The following is an 11,118-nucleotide window of genomic DNA, read 5'->3' as shown; positions in this document are numbered from 1 at the left end:
AATTTTACTGTTCTCCCCTCTTCATTTTTTCGTAAATGTACTCTGCCAGATCCTTTGCATTGAAATATTCGAATAAAACTGTCTCATCTAACTGCAATGCCAGCTGTGTGTTCAGCTGTGTAATAAATTTAACCATATAAATAGAATTCATTCCCAATTCCATAAATGCATCGCATTCGTCAAACTCATCACTTTCATTGAGGAACAAAATATCAAATAGAATCTTCTTTATATGTTCCTTAACCTCACTCAGACTGTATTTTTCCTCTTGACCGTCTTCTGTCTGGTTCACTTCTGATTCCTTTTCACATATGTCATCTAATGAGACAAAGTCTTCTTCCACTTGTAATAAATTCCGCTCTTTTACCCAAAAATGTTTTTTATCAAATGGGTAGGTTGGAAGCTGGAATAATTGTTTCGGATTATAATCTTCATACAGTTCATTCCAATTTATTTTTTCGCCTGATACCCATAATTTCGCTAGTATTGTGCAATTATCATGCCCAGATATGCTAGTCACATTAGGATTATCTTCCAATATATTTTCATCTTTCGTTTCAGATGAATAATTATTTCCATTTGCCTCGCTGTTAAGGAAATCCTCTATATTTCTTATTAACTCCTCCTTGCTTCTGGCAACACAAGCAAATCTTTTCTTCATGTGCTTTCTTCTTGTTTGCAAAATATACGAAATTTTCTTTAAGTCAATCTCATCCTTCTCCTCAAAGTAGACTTTCCAATCTAAAAGAAATTTTGCTAAAGCACTGGATGTTTTGGCAGAAAACACAAATAAATAATTAGAATTCTGTGACTTCTCTACTGGCTCTACTATATGGTTATTTTTATATTCCTCAAGCACCAAGCTTGCATAAACACCTCCAGAACCAAAACTATCAATCACAATTCTTCTTGGAATATATTCTCCTTTAAGCTCCATATCATTCCATACACTCTGTTTCGTTACAAATCGAAATGGTATCTTTTTAAAATCTATATTCGGATTTAACTGTTCTGGAAGCATTGTTGGAATTAGTATCTTATTTTGAAGCATCAAGATGCATTTTATCATCTGAGCCATCCCGGATACTGCCTCACCATGTCCAATTAACGTTTTGACATTTCCCATGGTATAAAGATTGCCTTCTCTATGTTCTTCTTGTGCAAATACTTTCGATATTGCTGACATTTCAATCTGATCCACTAACGCTGAACCATTGGCTGCCAATTCCACATGGCGAATAGAGTCTTTTTTCACATGGGCTTCCTTGATCGCTTCTTCAATAGTACGTGCTTGCTTCACTGGATCAGGAACACTATAACCACTTGTCCTTCCACTATGGTTAACTGCACTACCACGAATGATAGCCAAAATATTATCATTATCCTTTTCTGCATCAGACAACCGTTTTAAAATTACTGCTCCTACTCCTTCGGATGGAATAAATCCAATTCCGTCTTTTGCAAAAACACTGCTCTCACTAGAATTCGATATAAGACCTGCATGGCAAAGACCTGCATAATTGTTTGGATGAAGATACAGATTAACAGCTCCTACGAGTGCCATTTTAACTTTTCTTTCTCTTAAGTTATTACATGCCTCATGCAATGCAGTTAATGTGGAGGAACACATCGTATCATAAGCAATACTTGGTCCCTCAAAATCCATAAAATAAGAGAATCGGTTAACCATTGATGAAAATGATGTCCTATAATATTTTTCATTTTCATTATTCCATGATTCAAAACCTGTTTTTGTTATGGCACCATAAACTCCAGTTTCTTTTCGCAGATTCCTACTCAATCGTTCCGACATATAACCCGCATCCTCTAATGCCTTCCAGCATTCTTCCATAAATAGTCGTTCTTGCGGGTCCATATATTTTGCATCATTTGGTGAAATGTTGAAGAATAACGGATCAAAATCAGCAAAAGTATCTAGGAACCCACCCCATTTACTGTAACTTTTGTTTTTCTTTAGAGCCTTTTCCTTATCAGAGAGATAAAAGCCTTCTAAACTCCAGCGTTCCTCGTCTAATTCTGTTACACAATTTTTGCCTTCCTTTAAATTTTGAAAGTACTGTTCCAGATTTTCTGATTTAGGGAATCGACCACTTACCCCAACAATAGCGATAAGGGTTTCCTCTTGATTATCCATAGTATTATCTGTGATATTTTCTTTTTCCTGACCTATTACTTCAACTATATCTTGCGAAACAAGTTCTTTATTTGCAAAAGCCTTCCTATCACTCGCTTTCGTTACCTTCTCAGAATAAGAATGTGTCTTAACCTTCTTAGGTGCACCACCTATCCATATAGCACATTCGTATTTATATGTTGACAATAAGTATTGTGCTAATTCAATGACCGTATTGTAACCAAATAACACTGTGGGTGATAACTTTTTAAAATATTTTGTTAGTTCGTGAGTTATTAATGTAAGCATCACGGAGTCAATACCGTATGTGTCAAATGGCTCATCTTCATCAATCTGACTTACTTTTAATTTTGTACTTTCTGCCAGAACTTCTTTAAGCTTTTTGACAACATTCTTCAATTCAGGCTCAATAATCTCTTCTAAAACATTCTCTTCTTCTTTATCCTTCTCCATAAGTGTCTGAATTTTCACTATATCTCCGACAATCGGCATTACCTGATTAAAAGGACTTTGTAACACTTCATATAGAAAAGAGATTCCTGTTTGTGAATCCATAGAAATCATTCCTTGTTCTTCAAACAAGGCCTTTTCTATTACTTCATCCACTCTCATACCACCATTTTTCCATAGGGGCCAATTAACGGAAACAGTCTTGCCAAAACGTTCTCCTTTTGTCACCAATACGTTTCTGTACTCAGAATATGAGTCCATAAAGGCATTTGCTGAAGAATAATCCGCTTGTCCCATGCTTCCCATCTCTGCTGCACCCGATGAAAACAGTACAATAAAATCTAACCGAATGTCCTTAGTTACTTCATCAAGACTAACAAGCCCTTGTACTTTTGGATGAAAAACTGTATTCAACTCTTCTTCTGTCTTATTTAAAATAAAACGATCTCTTATTACACCTGCTGTATGAATGAAACCATTTATTGTTCCGTATGTGTTGACAATATCCTCAACACATTGTCTCATCGCAAATGTATCAGCAATATCAACTGCTCTATATTCCACACAACCATTCAATTTCTTTATTTTTTCGATCTTCTCTTTTCTTTTGTCATCAAGTATACTCCTTCCCAATAATATAATACGTGCACTGCTAACTTGTTCTAATATTTCATTGGCAAATAGTAAACCCAACTCTCCTGCTCCACCAGATAATACGTAAACACCATTTTCCTTCCATGGAAGATCTGATGCAGAATTTTGTATAGAATTTTTTTTGGCATTTTCAAAACTCTTCACCATAATTTTGTCAGGTGATAAAATGTACTGTTTATTTCTATAAGTATGCTTAACCTCATTTAATCTGTCACTGATTATTTCTGCATCCACTTCATAATCAAATTCAACAACCTGATATGCTAGCTCCTCATATTCCAAATGAGCCGTCTTAAGCATAGCTGTTAATCCTCTAAACAACATACTCTCACGTCCCTTAAGAATAACTAATTGAACCAAAACACCCTTCTTTTCCTTTATCAGCTCTTTAATCTTCTTCAATAATGACCATGCATATACTTCATAGCGTTGTTCTATTGGTTGCTGTGGATTATTTAAACTATAACAGATCGTATCTGGCATCTTTAATTGAAGCATCTCTTCTATTTTTTTATCTGTTACATCCACAAGTACAATTAACCGTTTATCAAAGTCGTCCTTTCTATCAAAATTGCACTCTGATATTTCTTTCCATTCTGGAACCAATAATGCTTTCGAACAAATAACTTGTTCTGAATCATCGGTTATCTCTCCCTGTATCTTCTGATCAACAATTGCACTCTCGCTAGTATTACTCTTTGCTGCTAATTGCTCATTCGTTGAATGAAAAAGCCAATACTTTTCTGTTTCAAATAGATAAGTGTTTAAACTTACTCTCCTTGGCTTTCCATTCAAATATAACTTCTCCCAGTCAATATCTAATCCAAGTACCCAAAGTTGCAATAAAGTTGCATATTTTTTTCTCTCTATCCATGTAAGAATAGTTGTCTGGAAATCCTTATCACTTTTCAATGTATTTAACAAATGGTTGGATGATCTTCCTGATCTTCGATAAAATCCATCAATACTACTGTCATCTTTTATGCACTTATCCAGTTTTTCAATTACTTCTTCTATTGACGATGCAGTAAATGCTATTCGTTCATTCATAGCTTCTCTACCTACTTGCAGAGTATAAGCAATATCAAATAATTGCTCCTGACCCATTTTGTTTCTTTTTATTACATCAATCAACATAGCACATTGCCGCTTTAATGTATCCAAACTTTTAGATGATAGTACAAATAGAGCAGTCTTATCACTTGGAAGTTGTCTGGTACTATTATGCGTTGTTCCGCCATATTCTTGTATAATAGCGTGTGCATTAGAACCTCCTGCACCAAAACAAGAAATCCCGGCGATCAACAATGTACTAGTATCTTTCTCCTCTGCATTATCATTTTTTCCCCAATGCTCTAGCTTAGACTGTACTACAAATGGTGTACTGCTAAAGTCAATATTAGGATTCAATGTTCCTGAATTTACGATTGGGACAAGCTCTCGGTTTTTAATCTGCAGTAATACTTTTGTAAGCGATGCAATTCCAGCTGCTGCTTCCAAATGTCCAATATTGCTCTTAATAGAACCAACAGAACAAAATCCACACTTTTGGGTATGTTTTCTAAATGCTTTCGTCAAACCGGCAATTTCAATTGGATCTCCCAATACAGTGCCCGTTCCGTGTGCTTCTATATAGCTAATTTCCTCTGGATTAATTTTAGCCTGTTCGATTGCTCTCCCTATAACATTAGCCTGTGCATCTGGATCCGGAACATAGAAACCATTGGTTTTACCACCATGATTGACTGCTGTTCCCTTAATGACTCCATAGATATGATCTCCATCTGCTTCGGCATCTGATAATTTTTTCAGTAAGACAGAACCCACACCTTCGCCAGGAACATATCCATTACCACTATTCCCAAAGCTATCGCATTTTCCCTTGGTAGAGAGAAAGTTATATTGGCTCAAATAGATATATTTATTAGGATGTAAAGATAGATTAACACCACCTGCAATTGCCATCTTACATTCATTCTGATGTATGCTATTACATGCAAGATGAAGTGCTGTTAAAGAGGAAGAACACATTGTATCAACTGCTAAACTTGGGCCATTAAAATCGAAATAATAAGAGATTCTATTTGCAATAGATGCCGTGCTTCCGGATAAAGCAACCATGTTACCATGCAACTGTTCATTGATTGCGTATAGATGGTAATCTGAAAACGTAACTCCTACAAATACACCTACATTTCCGGCTGAATCAATATTCTTATATTTTTTTAATGACTCACGTGTATAACCAGAATCTTCTATAGTTTTATAGACACATTGTAAAAATTGTCTTTCCTGTGGATCCATCATCTCTGCTTCTTGTGGAGTAATATTAAAGAATAAGGGGTCAAAAGTATTGGCATCATTTATAAAGCCACCCCACTTACTATTAATCTTTCCTGGTTTTGTTTTATCCTCATCAAAATTCTCATGGTAGTCCCAGCGATCGCTTGGAATTTTTTCAACACAATCTTTCCCTTGTTTCAAATTCTCCCATAATTCATCTAAATTATTAGCCTGGGGATATTTACCTGATACACCGATAATAGCAATATTATCACTGTTATCTTTTGGAATCAGTCTTCTTTTACCACGATTTCTGTGTTTAGGCTGAATCTTATCTACTGTATTAATAGTGTTTCTCTCGTTTTCTTTCCTAATACCATTGTTTTCAGTATGAAAGAATTTCTTTAACTTTTCGTTATAATTCTCAATGAAATAATCAGCTAATGCTTCAATTGTCCGACATTGAAAGAAGATAGTCACTGAAACTTGACCAAGTTCCTTTTCTAATTCACAACTCAAATTCTTTATTAGAATAGAATCAATTCCGTACTCCTCCATGTCCTTATTTGACTCAATTTCATCTATACTTAATTTACTTATTTTGGAAAAAAGCATTTTTAAATGATTTATTTCCATTTCCCTCAAATCATCTGTGATATCTATGGAAGAAACAGTCACTTCAGATACAATTTCTTCTTCTGACACAAAATCTGTTTTATCATCAAAAGCACCCTTGTAAGTTATGTCAACCTCTTCATATGGACTCCTTCCCGAAATCCAAAATGATTTTCTTTGAAATGGATACGTTGGCAGATGTAATCGATGTACTTCTTTGCTTGTAAATAACATATTCCATTCAACCTGTATTCCACTTACCCAGAGTCCAACAAGCAACTTATAACTTTTTCTTTTCTTACATATCTGAATGAAATCTTCCAGTTCTCTTTCTCCCTTTAATTTACTTAGAATTATACTTTTGCCATCTTTACTTGCAATCCAGTCTTCTGAATTCTTTTGATCTTCTAAAAGGTAGTTCTCTAACTTACTTATAAGTTCCGATAAACTCTTTACTATAAACCCTACTCTTTCTTTCATCGTTCCTCTGACAACTTGTAAGGTGTAAGATAAATCGTCCAAATTAATATTATTCTGATCTGTTTCATTCAAATACTGCAGAAGCTGCTGCGCCATCATTTTAAGGCTTTCTCTTGTCCTTGCAGAGAGAAGAATTACCTTTTCTTCCGATTCACCCGCAAAAGTATTTTCTATCGAAACCTTATCCGGCGCCTCCTCTACAATAATATGTGCATTTGTTCCTCCAAATCCAAATGAACTAATTCCAGCTCTTCGAAGCATTACCTTTCCATTTGAATCCATCAAACTATCCCAGTTCTTATTTTCTTCAACGATATAAAACGGACTATCCTCTAACTTTATATAGGAATTTAACTTTTTAAAATTTGTAATACCTGCTAATTCCTTATGTTTCATCGACATTAGAACTTTTATTAATCCTGCAACACCCGCGGCAGACTCCGAATGTCCAATGATTGTTTTCACAGTACCAAGCCCACAATAATGTTCCTTGTTCTTAATCCCCATCTCGCTGTATGCATCTTGTAATGCTCTAATTTCTATTGGGTCTCCTAGTGATGTACCTGTTCCATGTGTTTCAATATAACCGATTGTCTCTAGGGACATTCCTGTTTTTTTGTACGCAGATTTAATTAATTCTTTTTGAGAATTCATATTTGGTGCACGTAAGGACGTGGAACGACCATCATGATTAATTGCACTTTCTTTTATAATTCCATAGATACTATCATGATCTCTAATTGCCTCATCATATGGTTTAAGCAATACAGCTCCATATCCTTCTGCTCGTGTAAAACCATCGGCTGTTTCATCAAAAGTTTTACATCGACCATCCTTTGATAACATACCAGCTTTCTCACATGCAACATAGACACGAGATGAAAGTATTAGGTTTATTCCACCCGCAATTGCCATCTTACATTCATTTCTTTTAATTCCTTGTATCGCATTATGTATTGCTACTAACGAACTAGAACATGCAGTATTTACAATTTCACTAGGTCCATGAAAATCGAACATTCTTGAAATACGATTAGCAATTAGACTCATATGAACTCCAGAATCGGCATAACCACCATACTGCTCCATAGTATCCTCATCATCAAGCAATAATTCCGAATAATCATTATTATGAACTCCTAAATAAACACCTATTTGTTCACCTGCTAGTGACTGTGGATTATATCCACTATCCTCGATTACATTCCAAGTCATCTCCATCACTTTTCTTTGCTGCGGATCCATACTTTCCGCCTCAATACGAGAAATTCCGAAGAAGGATGCATCAAATTTATCAACATCTTTAATAAAACCGCCGAATTTCGGATAATACTCATCTGCTTGATTATGATTGTAATAATCTTCTATAATACAAGGACGCTCTTTTTCTACTTCCGATATACAATCTCTTCCCTTAACAATATTGTCCCAAAACTTTTCTGGGGTATCTGCTTCTCCCGGGAAATTACAACTGATACCTATAATTGCGATATCATTTTCATTGATATCGCTTTGTATCACCTGTTTGTTTTCTTTATTTATTTTAGATTCTGTAATACCTGTATCCTCATTTACCTCCGCTTTAACATTAACGCTTTTGCAAAGATAATCCTCTAACTGACTAAAATCAGAAAACTGATACATCATATATGGTTCAAATTCTGTATCAAATATGCTCGATATTTTCTTGGCAATCTGTATATTTTGAATTGAATTAATATTTAACTCCGATATCGATTCTGCCTCTTCTATAACCTCACTATTTAATTCCAGAACCTCTCCAAATACTTTTTGTTTCAATACCTTCATAATATTATGTTCTTTATTATTTGCAGGTATTTCTTTCAAATCATATCTATCCGCTTTACAAAACTTATACATAATAGTATATTGATTCTCTTTGTAGCGTTTTAAGCTTTCCTTCTTACGCACTTTACCACTTCCTGTTTTAGGTATCTGATCTTTTTCTACTAAATCCACTTCATATATTTCTAAGCTGAATTTTTTAGAAATACAGGTTATAATATTGCGCACAATTTCTTTACATGTCTCCGTAGTCGTATTCTTCTCAATCTCTTGAATTACAATTACTCTCTCCGCATTATTTACATCACATGAAAAAGCACTGACAGGCAAAATTAATTCAGGAATACTATTCTTTATCGTCCACTCCAAATCTATTTGATGATACTTCTTTCCGTTAATAATAATCACTTCTTTACTTCTCCCAACTATATACAAATGATTGTCATATACAAAACCATTATCACCAGTTCTAAAAAAAGTCTCACTCTTGTTGTCTTCCAATGCGGCACCAAAGATTTCCTTTGTAGCTTCTTCATTATTTAAATAACCGCTACCTTTACAATTAGATTTTATCCATACTTCACCTATATTATCTGGTTCACATTCTTTCATTGTTTTTGTGTCGACGATCCTTATTTTCAGTGATTTCTCCACAGAACCACAACTTGTAATGTTTTTTCCGTTTTCCGAATCATTATTTATTTGCACAATTCCATTTTCCAATTGAGCAAGATCCAATGATAAAAATCTTGGCTCTTCATCCACTTTTATACTACAAACTGGGCAAAATTCAGATAACCCTAATAACGGACATAACGCATTCCAACTAAGCCCGCATTTTGAAAATTTCTCCCAAAATTTATCGTAGCTTTCTTTTCTAATTGGTTCTCCTGCTGAAATAATTGCCCTAAGTGTTTCTAAACAATTTGTTGGAATATCATCTAGATCCACATTGTTATAACAATAATCAAATGCAAAATTTGGCATTGCGATATGTGTACCTTTATATTTTCCTATAAGTTTTAAGAAAAGACTTGGTCTTTTAATAAAAGTTGCTGGTGGCAAAATAACACTTAATGCTCCATGTAACATAGGCACAAGAATATTATTGTACAATCCAAATGCATGGAACTGTGGTGTCCAAGTAACCATTCGTGTATTACTGTCGATACGCCATTGATCTGCAGATGCTTGATTTAAAATATCTTCATGCGTAAGCATAACTCCTTTTGGTTTTGAAGTTGAACCAGAGGTATACATAAGTAATGCCAAGTCCTCTTTTTTCATTTGCTGTAGTGTAATTTTTCTCTCAACATCACGTTCTATTAAATCAGCATTAATAAAATTGAAATCTTTAAACTCTTCTACCTCTTTTAATGTTTCTAACATAGCTGTATTCGTAATGATAGTTCGAGATGATGAATCTTCCGCATATGTAATGAGTTTTAAAATATCTTCCGCCTTCAAGGCAATATCAACAATTGGTGTTGGAATTGCCGTTATGTTATTATACCAACACCCCAATATTGAATAGATATAATCTAATCCTTGTGGTAAAACGATAAGGGCCAAATCATGTGCTCTTAACTCATGTTTCAATTCAAATGCAAAACTTTCAATTCTTTTATTAAGTATTTTTCCATTAACTCTACATGGAACTAATTTTTCATCTTCAAAAACCAAAAATACTCTATCACTATACTTAATACATTTATCAAGAATACATGATAGATATAATTTATTTTCCTTTTTTCTTTTCATATTCTTTTTATGATACTAAATCTTATATATCATATTCCTTTCTTAATATTTTACCTTTTGCTGCATATCTGCTCTTAAAATTTCCTTTTTTATTAAAATATCAACCTTATTTTCAAAAACACTTTATAATTCTTTGAAACTTTCTTATTACTAACCTTCGCAAATATTATCCTAATGCGATTGCCCAATTAACCTAAAACATCATAGATTACTTTAAGAATTTAGACATTTCTTATACTTAACTTCATTTGAAAAATACCTACCCCGTTCACAAGCGTGACGGCATCATTCCTTGTTATTAGCCTGATAAAAAATATGGGAATAAATTAAAATATATGAGCTTCTAATACATATTGCATATATGTGGGAAGAAACTTTTAATCTCTTTCCATGTAGCGTACTTCAATACCGAATATATCAAATTATACGAAATTTATTACATAACCATTTTAAATATCTGGATAATACTCACTTATATGTTATTTATATTTAAATTTTAACACATATTTTTACATTTTCAACTTTTTCTTCCCTTTTTTTTAATAAAGGTATTACAATGAATTTATAGTTAAAATTGTAAATTTTTATAACTAAATGACTCACTGAACTGGTTCCGCCCAATATATGAATTCAAGCTTTGCAACAAAAACCGCATAAAATCCTTTTATTAGCTTTGAAAAATAAATTTCAGAGATTGCCGATCATTCTGCTGACAGACAGTCTTTATGCATCAGAAAGAGTCTTAAATATATTCAGTGAAAATAACTTTAGTGGGAAGAAAATGGAGGATTTAACCGTCAGAAGAACTAGCATTGAGATATCACCCCTTCCTATCGCTGTATATAAATACCATTATTTACATGAGATTATAAATTATTAAATAATTTAAACAAATAGGAAATTTAAGAAATCAG

Annotated in this window: 1 protein-coding gene; it reads right to left on the bottom strand. The window is 33.7% G+C overall.

Translation table 11 applies throughout. The features are described from left to right. Positions 1–4 precede the first annotated feature (4 nt). Entirely contained in the window at positions 5–10,204 is a 10,200-nt protein-coding gene (locus CSPA_RS01845; protein ID WP_015390517.1) for an SDR family NAD(P)-dependent oxidoreductase, read from the bottom strand. Positions 10,205–11,118: the final 914 nt, after the last annotated feature.

The sequence above is a fragment of the Clostridium saccharoperbutylacetonicum N1-4(HMT) genome, assembly GCF_000340885.1.
Taxonomy (GTDB): Bacteria; Bacillota; Clostridia; order Clostridiales; family Clostridiaceae; genus Clostridium; species Clostridium saccharoperbutylacetonicum.
The sequence above is the reverse complement of the archived record's forward strand: the minus strand, read 5'-3'. Positions and strand labels throughout refer to the sequence as shown.